Genomic DNA, 22,045 nt, shown 5'->3' with positions numbered 1-22,045 from the left:
CCTCCGCCCGCCCGGTCAGGAGAACAGGAACCTCCCGCAGTTGGGCCACTGACCCTGCCACCGCCCGTTCACCTTGTTGTAGAGGAGCTGCGCCCGGTAGGTCTGCTCGCCCGCGCTGGCGTCGGAGGGCTTGCCCGTCCCGCCCACCGACGCCCAGGACGCCAAGGAGAACTGGTAGAGGCCGTAGTAGCCGGCCGGGTTCACGGCCTTCGGGTTGTTGTGGGACTCGCAGTTGGCGAGCCCGTGCCAGTTCAGCCGCGCGGCCGAGCCGCCGCCCCCCGACTTCGGGCCCACCGCGAGGATCCGCGCGACCGGCTTGCGCGTCACCTTCTGCGCGATGACCTTCCTCACCTTCTTGCCCTTGCGCCGGACGTACGCCATCTTCACGATCTTGAGGCCGGGGCGCCCCTTGCGCAGCTCCTTCTCGCTCCACGGCGGGACGGACGAGCTCTTCTTGCGGACCGTCGGCGCGGGCGTCTTCACGATCTTGGTCACCGGGTCCGACAGCAGCCGCATGATCTTGATCACGTCCCCGGCGGGCTGGTTGGCGGCCGGCTTGACCAGGTCGTGCGGCCCGAGCGCGACCTTCGCCTGCTCCAGGACCTGCTGGACGGTCGTGCCGGTCGTCATCGTCTCGGTCTTCTTCGCGTCGACCACGATGACGACCTTGCGCGGCGCGGGGGCGCTGGTGCGCGGCGCGTCCGCGACGGCGCCAGTGTTCTTCCGGCCCGCCCCGTCTCCGCCGCACGCCGCGGCCAGCAGCACGGTCGCCAGCAGCGCGGCGGTGGGCATGAGCGTGCGACGCACGGGTTTCCAAGGCACGGGGGGTTCCTCCAGGGGGCCGGGCTCGGGGGCGCCCGTTCAACGGGCCAGAGATTAGAGCCCCCCGCCCGTCTCCGCCACCTCAACGCCCCCACAGGCCCCTTATGGGCAGTATGTCCCCGTCTGTCCGCTGGTCACCAGGAACCGAAGGCGCGCTCCCCGTTCGCGGCGATCGCGGCGCACAGCTCCGCCAGGTCCACGTCCTTGATCTCGGCCATCGCGCGCACGGTGTGCGGGATCAGGTACGAGGCGTTCGGCTTGCCGCGGTGCGGGATCGGCGTGAGGAACGGCGCGTCGGTCTCCACGAGCAGGAGGTCGAGCGGCGCCGCCTTCAGCGCCTCCCGCAGCGGCTCGGCATTCTTGAACGTGACGTTCCCGGCGAAGCTCATCAGATAGCCGCGCTCCGCACAGATCCCGGCCATCCGGGCGTCGCCCGAATAGCAATGGAAGACGACCGTGTCCGGCGGGCCCACCTCGTCCAGGATCGCGAGCACGTCGTCGTGCGCCTCCCGGTCGTGGACGACCAGGGCCTTGCCGGTGCGCTTGGCGATCGATATGTGCTCACGGAAGGCCCGGTGCTGGTCGTCCTTCGGCGCCCAGTCCCGGTAGTAGTCCAGGCCGGTCTCGCCGATCGCGCGCACCTTCGGGTGCGCGGCCAGCAGCTCGATGTCCGCCAGGACCGCGTCGGAGATCCCCGTCGTCTCGTTCGGGTGGATCGCGACCGCCGCGTACACGTCGTCGAACTCGTCGGCGGCGTCCACGGCGAACCGGGAGGACGGCAGGTCGCAGCCGATCGTGACGATCCGCGTGATGCCCGCCGCCTTAGCCGACTTCAGCTGCTCGTCGACGGGCGTCTCGACGATGTCGAGATGGCAGTGGCTGTCGAAGACGTCGACAGGCAGGCGCTCGGGAAGCGGCGGGTACGACCGTGAGGCCTGCCCGTCCCCGTCTCGGCTCACGTGTTCTCCAGCCTCGCGAGTTCCTCGTCCACCACGGAGGCGTCGAGCTTCTTGAACAGCGGTGTCGGCTTGGCCAGCGGCACGCCCGGCTTGATCGGCGTGGACTCCCAGCGCGCCTCGGTCGCGTAGTCGCCGGTCAGGACGCGGTAGTCGGGGCCGCCCTCCTCCGACACCGTCGTCAGCTCCGGCATCCCGCTCCACACGCCCTGCCCGCCCAGCATCTCGTAAACCTTCTGGGACGAGTTCGGCAGGAACGGCGTCAGCAGCGTCTTGGCGTCGTCCACCACCTGGAGGGCGGTGTGCAGGATCGACTTGACGCGCTCGGGGTCGTCCTTCAGCTTCCACGGCGCCTGGTCGGACAGGTACTTGTTGGCGTCGCGGACGACGTCCAGCGCCTCGGTGATCGAGTTCTTGAAGCGGGACCGTCCGAGCTCGGCGCCCACGGCCGCGAACGCGGTGCGGCTGCGCTCCATCAGCGCCCGGTCGGCGTCGGTGAGGTCGCCCGCCTCCGGGATCGCGCCGAAGTTCTTCGCCGCCATGTTCACGGACCGGTTCACGAGGTTGCCCCACGCGGCGACCAGCTCGTCGTTGTTGCGGCGGACGAACTCGGACCACGTGAAGTCGGTGTCCTGGTTCTCCGGCCCGGCGACCGCGACGTAGTAGCGCAGCGCGTCCACGTCGTAGCGCTCCAGGAAGTCCTTCACGTAGATGACGACCTGCCGGGACGAGGAGAACTTGCGGCCCTCCATCGTCAGGAACTCCGACGACACGACCTCCGTCGGGACGTTCAGCGCGCCCAGCGAACCCGGCGTGCCGCCCTTGTCGCCCTGGCCGCCGTAGCCGAGCAGCATCGCCGGCCAGATCTCGGCGTGGAAGACGATGTTGTCCTTGCCCATGAAGTAGTAGGACAGGGCCTCCGGGTCCTGCCACCAGGCGCGCCACGCCTCCGGGTCGCCGGACCGCCGCGCCCACTCCACCGACGCGGAGAAGTAGCCGACGACCGCGTCGAACCACACGTACAGCTTCTTCGCCGGGTTGTCGCGCCAGCCGTCCAGCGGGATCGGCACGCCCCAGTCGAGGTCGCGGCTGATCGCGCGGGGCTGCATGTCGTCGAGCAGGTTCAGCGCGAACTTCAGCACGTTCGGCCGCCACGGTGTTTCACCCCCATGGCTACGCCCCGCCGCCCCCCCGCCCTGCTTGCCGCGGAGGTACCGGCCGAGGACCTCGGTGAACGCCGGCAGGTCGAGCATGAAGTGCTCGGTCTCCACGAACTTCGGCTTCTCGCCGTTGATCCGGGACACCGGGTTGATCAGGTCGATGGGGTCGAGCTGGTTGCCGCAGTTGTCGCACTGGTCGCCGCGCGCCCCGTCGTACCCGCAGATGGGGCAGGTGCCCTCGATGTAGCGGTCCGGGAGCGTCCGGCCGGTGGACGGCGAGATCGCGCCCATCGTCTTGGTCGGGAAGATGTAGCCGTTGTCGTACAGGCCCTTGAAGATCTCCTGGACGATCGCGTAGTGGTTCAGCGTCGTCGTCCGGGTGAACAGGTCGTAGGTCATGCCGAGGCCGTGCAGGTCCTCGGCGATCACGCCGCTGTACCGGTCGGCCAGCTCGCGGGCGGTCACGCCCTCCTTGTCGGCCTGCACCTGGATCGGCGTGCCGTGCTCGTCGGTGCCGCTGACCATCAGGACCTTGTTGCCCGCCATCCGCTGGTAGCGGCTGAACATGTCGGCGGGCAGCGCGAAACCGGAGACGTGCCCGATGTGACGGGGCCCGTTGGCGTACGGCCAAGCGGGCGCGGTCAAGATATGACGGCTTGACGAGGACATGGAATCAAGGGTAGTCGCGTCACGGACGCCCCGGCACGCGAGTAATCTTGCCAGGCATGCCCCAGACCACGTCCGACGAGGCCGTCGAGCGTACGGTGACCGGCGGCGCGCCGGACGACGGGCCGCCCCGGAGCCTCCCCGCCCGGCTCGCGCGCCGGGTGCGGCGGACCCGCCGGGTCGTGTGGCTGTCGCTGCTGGTGGCGGCGTCCGCGGTGGCCGCCCAGTGGGCGGTCATGACGCCGCCGCTGTACTTCGACCCGTACTACGTGTGGCTCGCGGCCCGCGACTGGCCCGACATCCCGCTCGCCCAGTGGCCGTTCGACGAGGTCCCGCACCAGGTCACCCGGATCGGGCTGGTGCTTCCGGCGCGGCTCGTCCAGGAGGTCCTCGGCGACGGGCAGGCCGCGTACTTCGTCGTCGCCGGGGCAGGCGGCGTCGCCTTCTTCGTCGGCACGTACCTGGTCGTCCGCTCCCTGTTCGGGGACGTGGCGGGCGTCGCGTCCGCGGCGATCCTGCTGATCCACCCGTTCTTCACGATGACCAACCCGTACGGCCACGAGATCACCTGGTCGACCGGGGTGATGCTGCCGGACATGCCGGGCGCCGGGCTGTTCACGATCGGGATGGCGGGCCTCGTCGTCGCGAGCCGCAGAACCGGGCGGGCGCAGACGCGCATGCTGCTGGCCGCCGGGGTGTGCCTCGGCGCGTCGTTCCTCGTCCGCGAGTTCCTGGCGTTCCTGTTCCTCGCCATCCCCGCCTATCTGGCACTTCTGCGGATCCCGTGGCGCCGCAACGTCACGGTCGGCGCGCCGATGCTCGCGATCCTCGTCCTGAACTTCGTCCACAACCAGATCGTGTGGGGCAACCCGCTCGCCGGGCTCCTGTCGGCGGCCGAGCACGGCGGCCAGTCCCGCGACTACGTCACCCGGGAGCTCGCCGCCCGCTCGTTCCTGCGCGCGATGCACGACTGGAACCCGCTCGGCCTCGTCTTCACCGCCGCGCTGGCCCTCACCATCATCGGCTGGGCCGTCACCCGCGACCGGCGGCTCGCGCTGGTCCTGGTGTGGTTCTTCACCCTCGCCGTCCCGCTGACGCTGTTCTCCGGCGTCCTCGACCCGGACAGCATCTCGCTGCGCGCCTGGCTGCAGCGGTACTGGTTCGCGGTGCTGCCGGCGCTGCTCGCCGGCGGGTTCGGGTCGCTGATCCTGATGTTCCGGATGGTGCCGTCCGGCCTGGCGTCCCGGCTGCGGCTGCGGACCGTCGTGGTGCCCGTCCTCGCGGTCGCGCTCGGCGGGACGTACGCGGTCGCCGCCGTCCGCGCCGTCCCGGAACTGCCGCGCGACAAGGCGTGGAACGAGCTGCGCGGCTACCTCGGCGACCACCGCGGCATCACGCTGATCTGCGCCGACCGGCGGCTCGCGCAGACCCTCACCTTCTACACCCGCGACATGTGGGGCCGGCCGATCTGGCGCGGCGAGATCCGCGACTTCCCGCACTACCTGGGGCAGGTCCCGCGCAACGCGACGGAGGGGCCGATGCTCTACACGCGCTGGCGCGGCATGGAGTCGCAGATCGGCGGCGGCTGGCGCCCGTCACCCGCCGAGGGATGGACGCTGATGTGGCGGTCGTCCGACGGGGTTCTGCAGCTCTGGAACCCGCCGCCCGCGCCCGGGGACTAACGGGACCAGGCGACCCAGTCGCCCTCGACCGTGCGGCGGCTGTCGACGACGTGCCAGCCGGGCGGGGCGCCCTTCGGCCAGGACGCGGCGGCTGACTTGTCCTTCGGCCATGCCAGCACGACCAGGTCGACGTTCTGCGGCGGAGCGGTCCAGCGAGCGTCGAAGACGCTGCCGTCGCTCCACCAGGCCCAGTAGTACTGGGAGAGCCGGATCGTCCACCAGACGTTCCAGTCGACGGCGATGGACCGCTGCCTCGCCAGGTCGACGTCGCGCCGCAGGTCGGTGTGCGCGGTCTCGGCGCGCACGAGGGGCCGCGCGATCCGGTCGGTCGCGGTGACGCACATGCCGACCGCGACGAGGGCGAGCAGGCCCGCCAGCAGCAGCGGGCCGTGGCGGCGCAGCCCGGCGGCCGCGACCGCCAGGGCGAGCAGCACCAGTCCGGTGAGCGTGGCGTGCCAGAGCCGGAACGCCGTCCAGTCCCAGGTCAGGAACGACGTCTCCGGGAAGTCGTAGGCCGTGTAGGTGTACTGGGTGAGCAGGTCACCCGCGTACCACTGGACGACGCACGCGGCGATGACCGCCATCCCGGCCGCCGCGCCCGCCGCGGACAGCAGCGTCCGCCGTGATGCGCGCGCGAGGACCGCGACGCCCACCATGAACAGCACCGGCATGACGCAGGCGAGGTAGCGGCCGTACACGTAGTTGCCGATCCGGTACTCCACCGGCAGCGCCGCCGAGGTCGCGAACGCGATGCCCGCGACGATCGCGAGGAGACCGAGCGCCAGCGCCCGCACCTGCCCGGGCGTGCCCGGCGCCGTACGCGGGCGGATGGCGAGGAACGCCACGGTGACGAGGCCGATCGCCGCCACTCCTCCGGTCGCGACGGCCTGGTACCAGACCTGGCCCGTGCCGAGCGACAGCATCCAGCCCCACCCGTCCAGCGTGGTGAGGCGCCGGACGACGTTTCCGCCGAGGTCGTTGTCGCCAGACGGGTACATGTGCGGCAGCAGCGACCGGTTCAGCAGCATCCCCGCACCGGTCCCGGCGGCGAGGACGAGCGCGGCGGCGGACGCGTCGCGCCAGGACCGCCACCGCCGCACCATCGCGATGCCGAGCAGCGCCGCGTGCACGACCAGCAGGATCGCTCCGCGCGTGTGGCATGCGTAGGCGTACGCGACCAGCAGCGAAGCGCCCGTCCCGGACAGCGTCAGCCGGACGGACGCGCGGCGCCCGGCAGGCGGCGGAGCAGTCAGCCAGGCGTGCACGAGCAGCAGCCAGCCGACCAGGATCACCGGCAGGATCGCGTCCGTCAGCACGAACTCGGAGTAGAACAGCACGCACGGCAGCAGCGCCGTCACGTGCGCGAAGACGTACGACCAGCGCCGCCGCAGCCGCAGCCGGCGCAGCAGCAGGTAGGCCAGCGGCAGCATCGCCGCGCTGACCAGCGCGTTGATCACCAGGGCGGCCCGGTACACGCCGACCGGGCCGGCGCCGATCCAGAACGCGGGCGTCAGCAGCAGCGGGTAGCCGCCGCGGTAGACCGTCCCGAACGACATGTCGGCGTCCGGGCCGCCGGTCAGGACGCGGGCGGCGAACAGGTAGCCGGACTCGTCCGGCGTCGCCACCGGCACCGTCTGCCCCGATCCGAGCCACAGCCGGACCGCGACCTGCGCGACCCAGCCGAGCACGAACAGCCAGGCCCAGCGGCGCCGGTCGAGCCGGGGCGGGGCGGCGACCGGATCCGGCGGCGCGACCGGTGGCCGGGCGACCGCCGCGGCGGTCGGCGGCGCGGCGTCCGGCGGCGTACGTGTGCTCATGGGCGTACGGCGCGCCGGGCGCGGGCTGCCGGGGAACGAAGATCCATCGACGGTCAAGCCTGTCACAGTGCTGGCGGTGCGCCGGTCCCCGCTCGGGAACACTCAGCAACTTCTCACGATTCGGCACGGTCCGTCCCGTCATGTTCTCAGATGGTGACGAACATCGGACGGTCCGGAGCACGCGCCGCGCCGGGGATGCCCGCGGCCGGTCAGCCCTCGGGCATGCCGTCCTCGTCGCCGTCGTCGGCCGCCGGCAGGTCCGCCCTGCTGGCGCCCGCCTTCGCCGGCTCCTGCTCGGGCCGCTCCGCATCCGTCTTCCCGGCCTTGTCCGCCTTCGCGGCCTCACTCCTGGCGACCTCGTGCGCGGCGGCGTCCACGACGCCCGCGGCCTCCTCCGCCACGTCGACGATCGGCGGGTGCTGGCGGCGGCGGATGCCGAGGATGCTGACGAACAGGGACGCGAAGATGGCCTGGAAGCTCATCACGAGCGCGGTCGCGGCGGGCACGACGATGCGCAGCGAGTGCCGCGGGTCAAGCTCGCCGAAGCTGTTCACCCGCCAGTGCAGCAGGGACGCGACGAGACCGCCGAGACCGGCGACCGCGAGCAGCCCGCCGATCAGCAGGCCGCGCTCCAGACTCCACCAGTCGATGAGCTTCTGCACCCGGCGGTCGTGCGGCAGGAATCCCTCCTGCATCGCGTAGACCTTCGTGAGCAGCGCGAACAGCACCGCCTGGAAGCCGATGATCAGCGCGGCGGACGCGCCGACCAGCGTGTCGACGTCGAACGCGATCTCCCCGACGGTGACCGGGCCGGTCGACAGCGCGATCCCGGCGACAAGGCCGAGCGTCATGAAGACGAGACCGGGGATGAGGAACAGCCAGCGGGGGCTGTAGAGCATGAGGAAGCGGAGATGACGCCAGCCGTCACGCCAGGTGTTCAGGTGCGGGGCGCGGGTCCGGCCGTCGGGCGACAGGGTGGTCGGCACCTCGCGGATGTCGTAGCCCTGCAGGGTCGCCTTGACGACCATCTCGCTGGCGAACTCCATGCCGCCGGTCTGCAGGCCGAGCCGCAGGATGGCGTCCTTGTCGAAGGCGCGCAGCCCGCAGTGGAAGTCGCCGATCTTGCTGCCGAAGAACAGCCGGCCGACGAAGCTGAGCACCGGGTTGCCGAGGTAGCGGTGCAGCGGCGGCATGGCGCCGTCGGCGATGCCGCCCTTGAACCGGTTGCCCATCACGAGGTCGGCGCCGTCGCGCAGCTCGTCCAGGAACGGGCCGAGGGTCGTGAAGTCGTAGGAGTCGTCGGCATCGCCCATCGCGACGTACCTGCCGCGCGCGGCCCGGATGCCGCCCATCAGGGCGTTGCCGTAACCCTTGTCGATCACGGGCACGACCCGGGCGCCCGCGTCGCGGGCGAGCTGCTGGCTGCCGTCGGTGCTGCCGTTGTCGGCGATGACGACCTCGCCGTCGATGCCCTTGTCCTCGAAGAAGCCGATCGTCTTGCGGACGCAGGTCTCGACCGTCTCCGCCTCGTTCAGACATGGCATCACTACGGAGAGTTCCACGCGTTCTCCTTCGTTACCCCTGGTGACCGTCTGCGGTGTTTTCCGATAATCTCTGTTGTTCCGCGGAGGCGGCCCGTCGTCGTTCATGATGCCTGCCGAGGACGGGTAATGATGGCCGCTCTCGTCAAGAGCACCCGTATCGTGTTGCCCACTTGCAACCGAAAATCCCACTCTGGATCGGTCGCGGGCGGCAGGCTAGGACGTCAAGCATACGGGCACGGCGGCCCGGAAAGGGTGGGACGGCTGTGACGCGTGCGGGAGAACGCAGTGCCACCGGACCGGGGGCCGGACATCGAAGGGGAGGTGCGGCAGTGGCGGGGGAATCGCCGCGGGGCACCGCGCTCGACGAGACGGCACAGGGCGGCACGGCCCTGGCCACGGCCGATGAGGCCGCCACGGCGGACGGCACGGCGGGCGATGCGGCCCCCGATCCGGACGCCTCCTCGGACGCCGCCGCGGACACGGCGCCGAACGACACGCCCGATGGCACGGCGACGGTCACCGACACGGAAAAGTCCGTTAAGGACCGTCCGGAATCCGATGCGAAGGCCGGACCGGAAACGGCTGCCCCGGCGGACGAGACCGCCGAGCCGGACGTCCGGCGGCGGGCCCGCGGCCTCTGGACGCTCGCGCGCCGCCACCCCACGTTCAGTGTGATCATTGCCACAGCGGCCCTGCTCCGGCTCGTCGCGATGCTCGGCTACCAGCCGGTGATGTTCTTCAACGACAGCTTCGACTACCTGAACGTCGCGATGGACCCGTACCCGCATCCGCTGCGGCCCGACGGGTACTCGTTCCTGCTGGTCGCCCTCAAGCCGTTCCACAGCTTCGCGCTCGTCGCCGCGATCCAGCACCTCATGGGCCTCGCCATGGGCGTGATGATCTACGCGCTGCTGCGGCGCAAGTTCCGGCTGCCCGGCTGGGGCGCGGCCCTGGCGTCCGCGCCGGTCCTGCTGGACGCCTACCAGCTGCAGCTGGAGCACCTCGTCCTGTCCGACACCATGTTCACCTTCCTGGTGATGTGCGCGGTCACCCTGCTGCTGTGGCACGACCGCCCGACCTGGAAGATCGCCGCGGCGGTCGGGCTCATCGTCGGGATGGCGTGGCTGACCCGCTCGGTCGGGATGCCGGTGCTGCTCGGCGTGCTGGTGTACATGCTGGTCCGGCGCAGCGGCTGGCGGCTGATGGCGGTCACGCTGGCGGCCTGCATGCTGCCCGTCCTGGCCTACATGGGCTGGTACAAGGCCGACAGCGACAAGTTCGCGATCACCGAGAGCAACGGGATCTTCCTGTACGCGCGGGTCTACAAGTTCGCCGACTGCCACGAGATGAAGGACCTGCCGGTCAGCGAGTACCCGCTGTGCACCGAGCCCGCGAACCGGCTGCCCAACTCCCAGGACGGGATCTGGAACGCCCGCTCCCCGTTCAACCGCTATACCGGCACGCGGTTCAGCCCCGAGAACAACAAGCTCGGCAACGACTTCGCCAAGCGGGCGATCGTCGCGCAGCCGGACGACTACCTGCGGGTCGTCGCGCACGACTTCTTCCGGGTCTTCCGGTGGAAGCGGACCGTGTTCCCCGACCCGGCGACGTACTCGCAGTACGAGTTCGGCAAGACCGGCCGCCCGCTGCCCGACTGGCACATGCCGCACGGCGGGACCGCGTCCCAGGACGCGCGGGGCTACGAGCAGGGCGACGCCCGCACGCAGGTCGTGGAGCCGTTCGCCGGGGTCGCCCGCGGCTACCAGGACGTCTTCTACCTGCGCGGCACGATGGTCGGCGGCATCCTGCTCATCGGCCTGGCCGGGCTGATCCCGCTGTGGCGCCGGTTCGGCGGCGAGGCGCTGCTGCCGTGGACGCTCGCGACCGGGCTGCTGCTGGCGCCGGCGGCCACCGCCGAGTTCGACTACCGGTACGTGCTGCCCGCCGTCCCGCTGGCGGCGCTCGCCGCCGGGATGGCGTTCACCCCGGAGGCCCGCCGCACGGTCACCGGCTGGACCCGCACCCTCGTCGCCCGCGCCAGGACGCGGAAGACCGCCGAAGACGCACCGCAGGAGAGCCGGGAGACCACCGGCGTCCCCGCCTGACCGGCGCCTGGAGCGGAGCTCCAGGCGCCGCGCCGGGGCCGGACCCGCGGGTCCGGGCTACCAGGCGTGCATCCGGCGGAGATGGAAGACCATCGCCACGTCGCTGCCACCGCGGGCCTTCGGGATCTCGGCCTGCTTGCCGCGCACCGCGGACAGCGCCTTGACGTTCTGGCTGCCGCAGGTCGGGCAGGACCGGTCCATCCAGGGCGTCGTGCAGGGCTGGCCCTTCCGCTCGTAGATGACGGCCTCGTTGCCGTGACCATCCCCGGAGTGCCGGACCTCGAAGTCCTCGTCCCAGGTCGTCGCACAGCTCAGGCACTCGAAGACCCATACCTCATGGCTCGACCACACATCCTGCACGGCACTCACCCCCTCGCTGACCATCTCGCCCGCGTTCCGATTCCATGGTGACTCGGCCGAGCCCATAGTGCCCCCGGTCGCACGCCACCGAGTTGCGTTATTCCCAGAAAGAACCGTTTGGACCGTTCCGATGCCGTGACTATTTCCTGGCTTTCACGACTGCGTCGTAAACGACTCTCTTGGGGGCGCCGTTCTCCCGGGCGATCTCCGCGATGGCCTGCTTGCGGGGCGTCCCGGCCTCCTCCCGGGCGGCGACCGCCGCGGCCAGGTCTGCCGGGTCGGACAGCCCGCGCGGCTCGGGCGCGCCGCCGACGACCAGCGTGATCTCACCGAGCACGCCGTCCGCCGCCCACGCGGCGAGGTCGGCGAGCGGCCCTCGCCGGACCTCCTCGTAGGTCTTGGTCAGCTCGCGGCAGACCGCGGCGGGACGGTCCGCGCCGAACGCCTCCGCCATGGCCGCGAGGGTGGCGGGCAGCCGGCGCGGCGACTCGAAGAACACCATCGTGCGGGGCTCGCCCGCCAGCGCGCCCAGCCGCCGGGCGCGCTCGCCCGGCTTGCGGGGCGGGAACCCCTCGAAGCAGAACCGGTCGGTCGGCAGCCCCGACACCGCCAGCGCGGTCGTCACGGCGGACGGCCCGGGCAGCACCGTCACCGGGACGCCCGCGGTGACGGCCGCGACGACGAGCCGGTATCCGGGGTCGGACACACCGGGCATGCCCGCGTCGGTGATGACCAGCACGTCGCGTCCGGCCAGCAGCTCCTCCACCAGCCCCGCCGCCCGCGCCCGCTCGTTCAGGTCGTTGTACGACACGACGCGCGCGGCGAGCCCGACGCCGAGATCGCCCGCGAGCCGGCGCAGCCGGCGGGTGTCCTCGGCCGCGATCACCGGCGCCTCCGCCAGCGCCGCCCGCAGCCTTGCCGACGCGTCCTCGGCCCGTCCGATCGGCGCCGCGGCGAGCAGCAGGGTCCCAGTCACGCGCTCATTCTCCCAGGGGCGCGACCCCCTGGAACCCCCGTCACGGGCGGAAGCCCAGGAGGCGACCCCCTGGAACCGCCCCTACGATGACAGGATGGCGACGACGGATCTGGCTTCCGCCCCGGCCATCGCGTCCCGGCGCAGGCCGCCACCGCTGCGCGAGTGGCTCGCCCCCGCGATCCCGGGGAGCCCATGGCTGTCCTGGCTGGGCCCGCTGCTGGTCACGGCACTCGCCGGGTACCTGCGGTTCGCCGGGCTGGGGTCGCCGAAGGCGGTCGTGTTCGACGAGACCTACTACGCCAAGGACGCGCTCGCCCTGCTGAAGTTCGGCTGGGAGCACAACACCGTCGAGAACGCCGACAAGATGCTCATCGCCGACCCGCACGCGAACATCTGGGGCAGCGGGCCCGCGTTCGTCGCGCATCCGCCGTTCGGCAAGTGGATGATCGCGATGGGCGAGTGGATGTTCGGCGCGACGCCGTTCGGGTGGCGGTTCATGCCCGCGCTGGTCGGGACGCTGTCGGTGCTGATCCTTTGTCGGGTCGCACGCCGGATGACCGGCTCGACGCTGCTCGGCTGCGCCGCCGGGCTGCTGCTGGCGCTGGACGGCCTGGAGTTCGTGACCAGCCGGGCCGCGCTGCTGGACATCTTCGTGATGTTCTGGGTCCTCGCCGGGTTCGCCTGCCTGGTGAACGACCGGGACCGCTCCCGCCGCGACCTCGTCGACAGGATCGAGCGCGGCGAGACCTCGGTGTACGGCCCGTTCCTCGCGCACGGCTGGCGATGGGGCGCGGGGATCTGCCTCGGCCTCGCCTGCGCCACCAAGTGGACGGGGATCTTCTACGTCGCCGCGTTCGGGGTGATGACCGTCCTGTGGGACTACGGCGCGCGCCGCGCCGCCGGAGTGCGGTCCCCGTTCGCCGGGATGATGCTGCTGGAGGCCGTCCCGGCGTTCGTGCAGATCGTCGTGGTGGGGCTGGTGACGTACCTGGCGACCTGGTGGGGGTGGATCTTCAAGCCGGGCGGCTGGGGGCGCGGCGAGGTGTCCAGCAGTGTGCTGCTGCGGCCGTTCGAGGCGATGCCCGACCTGTGGAACTACCACGCGCAGATGCTCCACTTCCATACCGGGCTGGACGCGAAACACCCGTACCAGTCGTGGCCGTGGGGATGGCCGATCCTGCGGCGTCCGGTCGCGTTCTTCTATACCGAGCCGAAGTCGTGCGGCGCGGACCGCTGCTCCCGCGAGATCCTCGGGATCGGCACCCCCGCGCTGTGGTGGGGCGCGCTCGCCGCACTGATCGTCGTCGTGTTCATCTGGTTCTTCCTGCGCGACTGGCGGGCCGGGGCGATCCTGCTCGGCTTCCTCGCGGGCTGGCTGTCCTGGTTCCCGTCGGCGTTCGCCGACCGGACGATGTTCCTGTTCTACGCGACGCCGCTGATCCCGTTCATGGTGCTGGCGGTGGTCCTGGTGTTGGGATACCTGATAGGACCCGCGCCCGCCTGGACGGCGGGCGCGCACGCGGCGAGACCCGGGGCGGGCCCGCACGGCGAGGCCTTCGCCACCGCGCACGACCTGCCCGCCGATGCGCACGAGGAGGGCGGGGCGTACGCACCGGTCCCACTCGCCCAGGGGGCGGGGATCAGGCGGCTGGTCGGCGCGGCCGCCGCGGGGGCGTTCCTGCTGGTGGTGCTGGCGAACTTCGCCTACTTCCATCCGATTCTGTCGGCGCAGACGATCCCGTACGACGACTGGCACAACCGGATCTGGTTCAAGAAGTGGGTGTGACGCGCGGCTAGGCGACGGCCTCCGCGGGGACGGCGGCGGGACGCAGCGTCCGGGCACCCAGCAGGCACAGGACCAGGGCGAGGGCACCGCCCGACCCGGCTCCCGCGAACGCGCCGGGGACACCCGCCACGTCCTGCCCGACGCCGGAGACGAACGAGCCGAGCGAACCACCGGCTCCGACCGCCGCGACGACCCACGCGAACGCCTCGGTGACGGTCCCGCTGGGCGCGAGCCGGTCGACGAGCGTGAAACTGCACGCCAGCACGGGCGCGAGGAAGACGCCGGAGACGAACGCCAGCGCCGACATGACGGCGAGGCCGGGCGCCATGACGAGCGGGACGTATCCGGCGGCGAGCGCGGCCAGCAGCCAGGGCAGCCGGTGGTGCGGCTCGCCCGCCCAGGACCGGGCGCCGTAGACGATCCCGCCGGTGAGGGCGCCGCCCGCCATGCACGCCAGGAGCAGCCCGGAGGCGAGACCGCGGCCCTGCTCCTCGGCGTAGGCGACGACCGCGACGGCGTAGACGCCGAGCGCGATCCCGGCGCAGGCGAGCGACAGCAGCAGGACGCGCAGGCCCGGGGAGCGCAGCGGCCCGGCCCAGTCGGAGGCGCGCGGCGCGCCCCGCCATCTGCGGGACGGCCCGGACATTGCGACGACGAGCGTCCCGGCGATGCCGAGGGCTCCGGTGATCAGCAGCGCCGTCTCGGTGTTCACGACGGCCGCGGCGACGACGAGCAGCGGCCCGACGGTGAAGATGATCTCCTGGGCGGCGGCGTCCAGCGCGTAGGCGGCGTCGACCTGCTCCGGGCCGTCCAGGACGTCCGGCCACAGTGCGCGCAGCCCGGCCTCCAGCGGCGGGGTGGCGAATCCGGCGACGAACACGGCGGCGACCGAAACCGGCAGCGGGTGCGCGCCCACGGCGGCGAGCAGGACGAAGCCGGCGGCGGCGGCGCAGGCGGCCGGCAGCAGGACGCGCGGCTGGCCGAACCGGTCCATGGCGCGGCCGAGGACGGGCTGCCCGGCGGCCGTCGCCAGCCCGAGGATCGCGGCGAGGGTGCCGGCCAGGGTGTAGCCGCCGCCGTCCGCGCGGACGTGCAGGACGACGGCCAGCATGCCCATCCCGTTGGGCAGCCGGCCGAGCAGGGTGCCGCCGAGCAGCCGTCCCGCGTACGGCCTCCGCAGGAAGACGACATAGCCGCGCATCGATTCGGCCCCCGGGTTCCCGTCATACGTAGTACTTACCGCGTCATACGTACCACTTCCGGGCGGGTCCGCTCTAGTCTGAATTCGTCACATTCATCCTCCGGGAGGCGCAGGTGCCGGCAATCAGCCGTCCCACCAGCAAGGACGTGGCTCAGGAGGCCGGGGTCTCGCAGTCCACGGTCTCGCTCGTGCTGGGCGGCAAGTGGAGCGGGCGCGTCTCCCCCGCCACCGCGCGCAGCGTGCGGAGCGCGGCCGAGCGGCTCGGCTACCGGCCCAACCAGGCGGCCCGGAACCTGCGTCTCGGCACGACCCGGACCGTCCTGCTGATGGTCCCGACTCTGACCGCACCGTTCTTCGGTCCCGTCTACACGGGCGCGGCGAGGGTCGCGGCCCGGCACGGCTTCGGGGTGGTGGTCTCGACCTGGCCGGACGACGCGGTGGGTCCCGCCGACAGCCCGTTCGGGTCGGACGAGGCGATCGACGGCGTCCTCGCGTCCTCGATGGCCGTGGAGGCGCTCGCCGAGTTCCGGGGCACGCCGGTCGTGATGCTCGACAGCGGCCCGGACGCCGCAGTCCCCACCGTCGGCTTCGGCGTCGCCGACGGGATGCGCGCGATCGCCGGGCACCTCGCCGGGCTCGGCCACCGCCGGATCGGGCACGTCGCCGCCGCCGTGGACCAGTGGACGTTCCGCGCCCGCGGCGACGCCCTCGCCGCCGCCGTCGCGGCCCTGCCCGGCGGCGTCCTGACCCGGTACACGTGCGCGATCGACGTCACGGCGGCGAAGGACGCCGCGACCCGGCTGCTGGCCGGCGACGATCCGCCGACCGCGCTGGTCTGCGACGACGACCTGATCGCGGCGGGCGCGTACAAGGCGGCGCGCGCGCTCGGCCTGGACGTCCCGTCCGATCTGTCGGTCACGGGGTTCGACGACGTCCTGCTGGCGACGGCGCTGGAACCCGAGCTCACGACGGTCCGGCTGCCCGCCGGGGAACTGGGCGCGCAGGGCATGACGGCCCTGCTCGACCTTCTCGCCGGCCGCCGCCCCGCCTCGCGCGTCCTGCCCGGCGAGCTCGTCGTCCGCGCCTCGACGGCCATCCCCGCGGACCGGGTGCGGCAAAGCCGGGTATAAGGGGGCACATGGGATCCCATCCGTCCGAGACCGATATCGAGCGGCATCCGGAGAACCGGATCGGCAGCGCACCGCCGCGGACGCGGGCATGGCGAGACGGCAAGGTCGAGGCGGAGGGCTTTCCCGTCGCGGAGGTGAGCGACTACCTGGAGCGCCCGGACGTCGTCGTGTGGCTCGACTTGTGCGGACCGCGGCACGAGGACCTGCACGTCGTCAGCGACGAGCTGGGGCTCGACCCGGTCGCCGTCGAGGACGCCGTGTCCCGGCACGAGCGGGCGAAGCTCGACCGCTACGACGGCTACGTGTTCCTCAACGTCTACGTCCCGCGGGTGTACGAGGGCGATCTCGCGATGAGCGAGCTGTCGGCGTTCATCAGCGGACGTGCGCTGGTCACGGTCCGGCAGGACCGCCGGTTCGACGTGGACGAGCTGATCAGGCGCTGGGACGAGAGCCCGGACACCGGGCCCGGCGAACCGACCGCCGCGTTCCTGCTCTACGGCCTGCTCGACCTGGTCGTCGACCTGCAACTGGAGGCCGTGCAGGCGCTCGACGACGAGACCGACTCGGTCGAGGACCTGGTCTTCGACGACAAGTTCCCGGTCAAGGAGATCCAACGGCGCAGCTACCGGCTGCGCAAGAACCTGACCGCGCTGCGGCGGGTGGCGCTGCCGATGCGGGAGGTGCTCAACACGATGCTCCGCCGCGACCTGCGGATCGTCCCGCCGCCGCTCGTCCCCTACTTCCAGGACGTCTACGACCACACACTGCGCGTCGCGGAGTGGACGGACGGCCTGCGCGACCTCGTCGCCGACCTGCTCGACACGCGGCTGGCGCTGCAGGGCAACCGGATGAACGAGGTGATGAAGAAGGTGACCAGCTGGGCGGCGATCATCGCGGTGCCGACCGCCGTCACCGGGTTCTACGGGCAGAACGTCCCGTATCCGGGGTTCTCACAGCACTCCGGGTTCATCGCCAGCACGATCATCATCGTGGTCTTCAGCGTCGTGCTCTACGTCATCTTCAAGCTCCGCGACTGGCTCTGACCGGTTCGCATCGGCAGGTCACGGCACACGAATATCAATTTCCATATCGAATTCCGCGCTATATCAATATTGGACATGGCCTTCGCCGTTCTGGTCTGCTCTCCGGCATGACGAAGAACACCACCCGAGCCAGGCGGCTCAGCGCCGCCGCCCTGGCCCTGACGGCCTTCGCCGGGGTCACCGGCTGCGGTTCCGGGGGAACCGCCGTGAAGAGCGCGGCGCCGCGGAGCAACACCTCCCACGCGCCTTCTCCCGACCGCGCCCAGGCCGAGGTCACGCGGCAGATCGGCCACATCGAGGCGACGCACCGCACGCGCATCGGCGCGTACGCGATCGACACCGGCACCGGGCGCGTCGTGTCCCACCGGCCGGACGAGAGCTTCGCGTTCGCCTCCACGTTCAAGGCGATGGCCTGCGGCGCGGTCCTGCGGAAGGCGCGGCGGACCGATCCGGGCCTGCTCGACAAGGTGATCCACTACACGAAGGACGATCTCGTCGAGTACTCCCCCGTCACCGAGAAGCATGTGGACACGGGCATGACCGTCGCCGCCCTGTGCCATGCCGCGATCACCGAGAGCGACAACACCGCCGGGAACCTGGTGCTGAGGCAGATCGGCGGACCTGCCGGCCTGACCGCCTTCCTCCGCTCCCTCGGCGACCGCGTCAGCCGCAGCGACCGCTGGGAGACCGCGCTCAACGACTGGAGGCCGGGTGAGAAGCGCGACACGACCGCGCCTCGCCCATGGGCGACGGACCTGCGGGCGCTCACCGTCGGCGACGCGCTCGCGCCCGCCGACCGCAGGCGGCTCATCGGCTGGATGAAGGCCACGGTGACCGGGGACAAGCGCATCCGCGCCGGGCTCCCCAAGAGCTGGACGGTCGGTGACAAGACCGGCACCGGCGGCACCTACGGCACCGCGAACGACATCGCGATCGCCTGGCCGCCGTCCGGCCCCCCGCTGATCATCGTGATCACCACGAATCGCCCCGGCGCCGACGACGAGGCCGACGACAAGGCCGTCGCCCAAACCGCCCGCATCCTCGCCCACGCTCTCCGCTGACCACGTCGGCCCCCGGCGCCGGAGCGCGCCGGGGGCCGCACGGTCGGTCAGACCTTTTTGAGGAAGGTGGCGGCGATGGGGGCGGCGGCTTCGGCGCCGGTGCCGCCGCCCTCGACGATGACGGCGAAGGCGACGTCCTTGCGGTAGCCGATGAACCAGGCGTGGGTCGGCGGGTTGTCGCCCTGGCCGAACTCGGCGGTGCCGGTCTTGCCGGCCGTGCCGGACGGGAAGGCGACGCCGGACGCGGTGCCCTCGCTGACGACGGCCGGCATGAGGGAGTGCAGCGCGTTCCTGACGGCCGGTTCCAGCTTCTTCGGCGCCTCCGGCTTGCGGCCTCCGGCGTCGGCGGCCTGCGCGGCGAGGGCGGCGTCCACGAGGCGGGGCGAACGCCAGGTGCCGTCCGCCGCCGCGGCGGCGACGCCCGCCATGTTGAGCGGGCTGGTCAGCACCTCGCCCTGGCCGAAGGACGCGGAGGCGAACGCGGTGTCGTCCTTGTTGTCCGGGAACGCCGCCCGGACGGCCGGGAGCCCGGCGATCACCGGGGCGTTGAACCCGAACTGGGCCGCGACCTGGGCGAGCCGCTTCTCGCCGAGCTTGTCCACGGCGAGGCGCGCGAAGGTGGTGTTGCAGGAGTGCGCGAAGGCCTCACGGAGCGGGATCGTCCCGAAGTCCTCGTGCTTGTAGTTGTGGAACGAGCGGCCGCCGACGTCGGTGGTCGCCGGGCATCCGACCTTCGTGGACGGGGACATGCCGCCCGCGACCAGCGCGGCGGCGGTGACGACCTTGAACGTGGACCCCGGCGGGTACCGGCCCATGAGGGCGCGGTTGTAGCCGCCGGGCTTGTTCGCCACGGCGAGGATCTCCCCGGTGGACGGGCGCAGCGCCACCATGGACGCCGGCTCCTCCGCGGCCGCGAGCGCGTTGCCCGCGGCGGCCTGCACCTTCGGGTCGATGGTCGTCTTCAGCGGCTTGCCCTCGGTGCCGCCGAACCGCTGCAGCGTCTTCACCGCGGTGCCGTCCGCGTCCACGATCTGGACGGCGAGCGCAGGCGTTCCGGCGAGCCGCCGCTCGTACTGCTTCTGCAGGCCGTCCGCGCCGGCCGGGTCGCCCTTCTGGTAGGGGGCGCCGAGCTTCTTCGCCGCCTCGGCGGACGCGGGCCCGACCGGCCCGGCGAGCTGCTGCGCGGACCCGGACGGCGAGGTGCTCAGGTCGCTGCCGTCCGCCGCGAGGACGGCGGCGCGGTCCGGCCAGGTGCGGCCCGCGCGAAGCCGCTGCCCCTCCTTGAGCTCCGGGTACACGACCTGCGGCGACCACCGGACGAGCCACTTCCCGTCCTTCTCGGCCAGCGGCAGGGACCCGGTGTACTTCCACGTCCGGTCACCGGCCAGCGTCAGCTCGGCGCTGTAGGAGCCGCCCGCCCGGTCGTCCTTGGGACGTCCCACGGAGGCGACCGTGTAGCGCTGCTTGGTGACGCCCAGTTCGTCCCGCATACGGGTGAACCGGGTCTCGAAATCCGCGGGCGGACGGTCGGTCAGCGTCTTCATCGTGGCGACGTCGCCACTGCTCCAGGCCGCGAGATAGCGCTCCGCGGTGTCCCTGGGATCGGCTCCGTCGCGCAGGAACCACACCGCCCCCGCCCCCACGATCACGACCGCCGCCACGATCGCGGCGGCGGCGAGCACACGGGATCGGCTCATCGCCAGAACTCCTTCCCCCTCGATGAAGGCACAAGGACACCAGCCGTTGCCCGAAAAGTCCAAGATTGATATCGATGTCGGGAAGATATGGGGATTGGTATCATCGCTGGTCGTGAACCTGGTGGGGCATCTGCGATGCTTCGTCGTGGTCGCCGAGGAACTGCACTTCGGCCGCGCGGCGGAGCGGCTCGGCATGGCCCAGCCGCCGCTGAGCCAGCGTATCCAGCGGCTGGAGAAGGAGCTCGGCGTGCGGTTGTTCGACCGGTCCAGCCGGCGGGTCCGGCTCACCGCCCCGGGCGGCCTGCTGCTGGACGAGGCCCGTGACATCCTCACCCGCGTGGACCGCATCTACTCCGTCGCCGAGCGGGCCCGGCTGGGCGAGGTCGGCACGGTGCGCGCCGGGCTGCCGAGCGACCTCGGCGGGCCGATCGTCGCCGCGCTGATCGCCGCGTTCCGGGAGCGCCGCCCGGACCTGCGGCTCGACCTGCGCGAGACGGGGACGGACGAGCAGGTCCGCGCGCTCGCCGAGGGCGCGCTGGACGCCGGGGTGGTCCGGCATCCGTGCGACTCCCGCGACCTGGAGCTCGGCCCGATGCTGGGGCAGCCGCTCGGGGTGCTGCTGCCCGCGGGCGGGGAGCTCGCCGCGTCGCCCGAAGTGCATCTCGCCGACCTCGGCGCCCGCGACCTCGTCGTCCCGCCGCGCGGTGAGGCGCCCGGCGCGCACGACGATCTGCTCGCGGGCTGCCGGCGGCACGGGTACGCGCCCGCGGCCGTGCACGAGGCGCGGCATCCGGGGTTCGCGCACGGGTTCGTCCTCGCGGGGACGGCCGTGGCGATCGCCCCGCGCACCGACGACACCGCCGGGGTGACGTGGCGCCCGCTGGTGGGCGAGCCTCTCGCATGGCGGACGTCCTGCGCGTGGCGGCGGGCGGGCGACCCCGACCACGCTCGCGCGATCGCCGACTTCACCGCCGTCGCGACCGCCGTGCTGCGCGACGAGGCGGACATGACGCCACTGGACGGCGCGCCCACCCGCCGGGTGGTTCCTCGCCCGTCTTCGGGGTTCCTGGCATGAGCGAGACGAATCAGGTCGTGGACGTCAGGGCGCGCATCGAGGCGGAGTTCCAGTCCGCCGGAGTGACCGGGTTCCTGCACGTCGTGGACATGGACACCGGGCGGGAGGTCGCGGTCGGCGCGGACGATCCGGTGGTGCTCGCGTCGGTGTTCAAGGTGCCGCTGCTCGTCGCGTTCCACCGGCAGGCCGCGGACGGCCTGCTCGACCCGGCCGAGCAGGTCACGCTGCGCCCGGACGACCGCACCGCCGGCCCGACCGGGGTGTCGGCGCTGCTGGACGAGGTGCGCATGTCACTGCGCGACCTCACCTGCCTGATGATCACCGTCAGCGACAACGCCGCCGCCGACCTCGTGCTGGACCGGGTCGGCCTGGACGCGGTCAACGCGACGGCCGCCGCGCTCGGGCTCCGCGACACCGTCATCGAGGTCGACGGCCGCGGACTGCACGAGTCCCTGCTGACCGACGCCGGGGTGAGCGACTTCGCCGAGGTCTGGGCCAGGCTGGACGACCCGGCCGTCCGGGCCCGGCTGCGCGCCCTCGATCCGCTCCGCACGAGCCGCAGCACGCCCCGCGACATGACGCGGCTGCTGTCGATGATCTGGCGGGACGAGGCGGCCCCGCCGGACGGCTGCGCGGCGATGCGGCGCCTGTTCGGCCTCCAGGTGTGGCCGCACCGCCTCTCGTCCGGATTCCCCTACGACGACGTGGTCGTCAGCGGCAAGACCGGCACCCTGCCGACCGTCCGCAACGAGGTCGGCGCCGTCGAGTACCCGGACGGCGGCCGCTACGCGGTGGCGGTGTTCACGAGGTCGCTGCTGCCCATCGCCGTCCTGCCACAGGCCGACGCCGTCATCGGCACCGCCGCGCGCCTGGCCGTGGAATCGCTCCGCCGCCCCTGACCGCGCGGCAAGGGTGACGCAATGAGCACACCACGTCCCCGGGAAACGTAGGCTGTACCCCGGTT

17 protein-coding genes are annotated in these 22,045 nt (G+C 72.1%); 8 read left to right on the top strand and 9 right to left on the bottom strand.

Annotation, left to right across the window (positions count from 1 at the left end):
- Window positions 1-15 precede the first annotated feature (15 nt).
- The 3 genes from ACQPZP_RS08600 to metG all read right to left on the bottom strand — a co-directional run bounded on the left by ACQPZP_RS08600 (window position 16) and on the right by metG (window position 3,607).
- A complete protein-coding gene (locus ACQPZP_RS08600; protein WP_433477095.1) occupies window positions 16-822 on the bottom strand; it encodes a transglycosylase family protein in 807 nt (268 codons plus the stop codon).
- A 134-nt stretch (window positions 823-956) separates the two neighbouring features.
- Window positions 957-1,781 carry a TatD family hydrolase gene (locus ACQPZP_RS08595; protein ID WP_433477094.1) on the bottom strand — a complete coding sequence of 275 codons (825 nt, stop codon included), beginning with the start codon at window positions 1,779-1,781 and terminating at the stop codon, window positions 957-959.
- Window positions 1,778-3,607, bottom strand: a complete 1,830-nt coding sequence (gene metG, locus ACQPZP_RS08590) for a methionine--tRNA ligase (RefSeq protein ID WP_433477093.1) — start codon at window positions 3,605-3,607, stop codon at window positions 1,778-1,780. The genes ACQPZP_RS08595 and metG overlap by 4 nt, the downstream gene beginning before the upstream one ends.
- 56 nt (window positions 3,608-3,663) lie before the next feature.
- On the opposite strand from metG, the gene ACQPZP_RS08585 reads away from it, so the two are divergent.
- The gene (locus ACQPZP_RS08585; protein ID WP_433477092.1) at window positions 3,664-5,286 is read left to right on the top strand and encodes an ArnT family glycosyltransferase; all 1,623 of its coding nucleotides are present in this window, start codon (window positions 3,664-3,666) and stop codon (window positions 5,284-5,286) included.
- On the opposite strand, the gene ACQPZP_RS08580 is transcribed toward ACQPZP_RS08585, so the two are convergent.
- Window positions 5,283-7,103 (bottom strand): hypothetical protein, encoded by a 1,821-nt coding sequence (locus ACQPZP_RS08580; protein ID WP_433477091.1) that lies wholly within the window; start codon window positions 7,101-7,103, stop codon window positions 5,283-5,285. The two genes, ACQPZP_RS08585 and ACQPZP_RS08580, sit on opposite strands and share 4 nt — an antisense overlap.
- A gap of 209 nt (window positions 7,104-7,312) precedes the next feature.
- Window positions 7,313-8,665, bottom strand: coding sequence for a glycosyltransferase family 2 protein (locus ACQPZP_RS08575; protein ID WP_433477090.1), 1,353 nt, complete (start codon window positions 8,663-8,665; stop codon window positions 7,313-7,315).
- 311 nt (window positions 8,666-8,976) lie between these two features.
- On the opposite strand from ACQPZP_RS08575, the gene ACQPZP_RS08570 reads away from it, so the two are divergent.
- Window positions 8,977-10,752, top strand: coding sequence for a hypothetical protein (locus ACQPZP_RS08570; RefSeq protein WP_433477089.1), 1,776 nt, complete (start codon window positions 8,977-8,979; stop codon window positions 10,750-10,752).
- 57 nt (window positions 10,753-10,809) lie between these two features.
- On the opposite strand, the gene ACQPZP_RS08565 is transcribed toward ACQPZP_RS08570, so the two are convergent.
- On the bottom strand, window positions 10,810-11,112 hold the full coding sequence (locus ACQPZP_RS08565; RefSeq protein WP_433477088.1) for a hypothetical protein: 303 nt from the start codon (window positions 11,110-11,112) through the stop codon (window positions 10,810-10,812).
- 139 nt (window positions 11,113-11,251) lie between these two features.
- Window positions 11,252-12,088 (bottom strand): 16S rRNA (cytidine(1402)-2'-O)-methyltransferase, encoded by an 837-nt coding sequence (rsmI, locus tag ACQPZP_RS08560; protein WP_433467158.1) that lies wholly within the window; start codon window positions 12,086-12,088, stop codon window positions 11,252-11,254.
- 94 nt (window positions 12,089-12,182) lie between these two features.
- Here rsmI and ACQPZP_RS08555 point away from each other — a divergent pair, with 94 nt between their 5' ends.
- Entirely contained in the window at window positions 12,183-13,874 is a 1,692-nt protein-coding gene (locus tag ACQPZP_RS08555; RefSeq protein ID WP_433477087.1) for a dolichyl-phosphate-mannose--protein mannosyltransferase, read from the top strand.
- Between the two features lie 7 nt (window positions 13,875-13,881).
- On the opposite strand, the gene ACQPZP_RS08550 is transcribed toward ACQPZP_RS08555, so the two are convergent.
- Window positions 13,882-15,075: an MFS transporter gene (locus ACQPZP_RS08550; protein ID WP_433477086.1), complete on the bottom strand. Its 1,194-nt coding sequence runs from the start codon at window positions 15,073-15,075 to the stop codon at window positions 13,882-13,884.
- 113 nt (window positions 15,076-15,188) lie between these two features.
- On the opposite strand from ACQPZP_RS08550, the gene ACQPZP_RS08545 reads away from it, so the two are divergent.
- From ACQPZP_RS08545 to bla, 3 genes are all read left to right on the top strand, one after another.
- On the top strand, window positions 15,189-16,205 hold the full coding sequence (locus tag ACQPZP_RS08545; RefSeq protein WP_433477085.1) for a LacI family DNA-binding transcriptional regulator: 1,017 nt from the start codon (window positions 15,189-15,191) through the stop codon (window positions 16,203-16,205).
- Window positions 16,206-16,213: 8 nt separating this feature from the next.
- A complete protein-coding gene (locus ACQPZP_RS08540) occupies window positions 16,214-17,248 on the top strand; it encodes a magnesium transporter CorA family protein (protein WP_433477084.1) in 1,035 nt (344 codons plus the stop codon).
- A gap of 107 nt (window positions 17,249-17,355) precedes the next feature.
- Window positions 17,356-18,309, top strand: coding sequence for a class A beta-lactamase (gene bla / locus ACQPZP_RS08535; RefSeq protein WP_433477083.1), 954 nt, complete (start codon window positions 17,356-17,358; stop codon window positions 18,307-18,309).
- 47 nt (window positions 18,310-18,356) lie between these two features.
- Here the strand turns inward: bla and ACQPZP_RS08530 are convergent, their stop codons facing one another.
- A complete protein-coding gene (locus tag ACQPZP_RS08530) occupies window positions 18,357-20,006 on the bottom strand; it encodes a penicillin-binding transpeptidase domain-containing protein (protein WP_433477082.1) in 1,650 nt (549 codons plus the stop codon).
- Between the two features lie 112 nt (window positions 20,007-20,118).
- On the opposite strand from ACQPZP_RS08530, the gene ACQPZP_RS08525 reads away from it, so the two are divergent.
- Both ACQPZP_RS08525 and ACQPZP_RS08520 read left to right on the top strand, forming a co-directional pair.
- On the top strand, window positions 20,119-21,081 hold the full coding sequence (locus ACQPZP_RS08525) for a LysR family transcriptional regulator (RefSeq protein WP_433477081.1): 963 nt from the start codon (window positions 20,119-20,121) through the stop codon (window positions 21,079-21,081).
- Window positions 21,078-21,980, top strand: a complete 903-nt coding sequence (locus ACQPZP_RS08520) for a serine hydrolase (protein WP_433477080.1) — start codon at window positions 21,078-21,080, stop codon at window positions 21,978-21,980. Before ACQPZP_RS08525 ends, ACQPZP_RS08520 begins: the two co-directional genes overlap by 4 nt.
- Window positions 21,981-22,045 lie beyond the last annotated feature (65 nt).

The sequence above is a fragment of the Spirillospora sp. CA-142024 genome (assembly GCF_050942325.1).
In the GTDB taxonomy this organism is placed as follows: domain Bacteria; phylum Actinomycetota; class Actinomycetes; order Streptosporangiales; family Streptosporangiaceae; genus Spirillospora.
The sequence above is the reverse complement of the archived record's forward strand: the minus strand, read 5'-3'. Positions and strand labels throughout refer to the sequence as shown.